The following is a 1,558-nucleotide window of genomic DNA, read 5'->3' on the forward strand; positions in this document are numbered from 1 at the left end:
CGGCCGGACGTCGTGCGGGCGACCACCCGGCGCGCGGCGCCCGGCACCGGGGTGAGCCCCAGCTCGACCCCGCGCGGATCGCCCGCCTCCACCTGCACGCCGTACTCGCCATCGGGAAGCATGACCGTGACCAGGCCGGAGTCGCTGCGGGCGTGGACGGAGCCGGGCGCCTGGTCGAAGTGCAGGTTGACATCGCCGCCGCGGCTGCGGGCGGCGACGGGGCCGGGGCCGAGCTCCCGGCCGGCGATCGTTCCGTCCAGGGTGACCAGCGCCAGCTCTCCCCGCACGCCCCACAGGGTGATCTCGCCGGTGTGGACCTCAGCGCGGACCCGGGTGCCGGGCGGCACCGTCAGCCGCACCCGCACGTCGCTGCGCCGTCCGTCGATCCGCAGCAGCGACCCCGCGGTGGTCGCGACGGGGGCCGCGCGGCCGGGACGGCGCCGGACCGTGAGCTCGACCCGCACGTCCGCGCGGTCGCGCTGGGACACCTCGATCCGGCCCGCCCCCGCCATGACCTCGACGGCGTCGATACCGTCAACGGTGTGGACGAGCTCGGCGGGCGGCAGCCGCAACAGGGACAGTCCGCCCAGCGCGGCGGCCAGCAGCAGCACGGCGACCAGCACGATCACCGTGTCGAACGCGGAGGGGTCGAAGCCAGGCACACCGCACGGTACCCCGACCGTCGATGACCGATCCGCGCCCGCGGGTGTCCGTGGTACTACGCCAGTTCGCCGCCGCCCGCGGCGAGTCGCTGCGCGACATCGACGCCGACCTCGCCCCGTTCGTCCGGGTAGCCGAGGACGTGCTGCTCGGCGACGGCAAGCGGGTCCGGCCGGCGTTCTGCTACTGGGGCTGGCGCGGCGCCGGCGGCCCGGACTGTGACGAGATCGTGCGGGCGGCGGCATCCCTGGAGGTGCTACACGCCTGCGCGCTGGTGCACGACGACGTCATGGACGGCTCGGAGCTGCGCCGCGGCCAGCCCAGCGCGCACCGCCGCCTCGCCGCGCTGCACCGCGACGAGGCCCTGCCCGGCGACCCGGAGGGTTTCGGCCGATCGGCCGCGATCCTGCTCGGTGATCTGTTCCTGACCTGGGCCGACGATCTGCTCATGGCCAGCGGCCTGGCGCCCGGGTCGCTCGCGCGCGCCTGGCCGACGTACGCCCGGATGCGCGGGGAGCTCGTCGCCGGCCAGTACCTCGACCTCACCAGCGGGCCGGTCGACGACGCCGGGAGCGCCCGGGCGGACGGCGGGCGGGTGGCGCGGATAGCCCAGTACAAGACCGCCGGCTACACCGTGATCCGCCCATTGCAGCTCGGGGCGGTGCTCGCCGGGCCGCGACCGGGCCTGCTGGCCGCCTACGCCGCGTTCGGCCGCCCGCTGGGCGCGGCGTTCCAGCTACGCGACGACGTCCTGGATCTCTTCGGCGACCCGGCGGTCACCGGCAAGCCCGTCGGCAGCGACCTGCGGGCCGGACGGCCGAACGCGCTGCTGTCCCTGGCCCTCGCGCACGCCGGCCCGGCAGCCGCGACCCGGCTGCGGGCCCTGATCGGCTCGCCG

The 1,558-nt window shown here is 76.5% G+C and carries 2 protein-coding genes; one reads left to right on the forward strand and one right to left on the reverse strand.

The features are described 5' to 3' along the window. A partial coding sequence (locus tag MXD58_RS27275) for a DUF4097 family beta strand repeat-containing protein (protein WP_250610840.1) occupies nt 1-662 on the reverse strand: 662 nt, incomplete at its 3' end. Between the two features lie 23 nt (nt 663-685). On the opposite strand from MXD58_RS27275, the gene MXD58_RS27280 reads away from it, so the two are divergent. Beyond that, nucleotides 686-1,558, forward strand: an 873-nt coding sequence (locus tag MXD58_RS27280) for a polyprenyl synthetase family protein (protein WP_250610842.1), incomplete at its 3' end; no start/stop codon positions are given.

It is taken from the genome of Frankia sp. AgKG'84/4 (assembly GCF_023242965.2).
Lineage (GTDB): Bacteria > Actinomycetota > Actinomycetes > Frankiales > Frankiaceae > Frankia.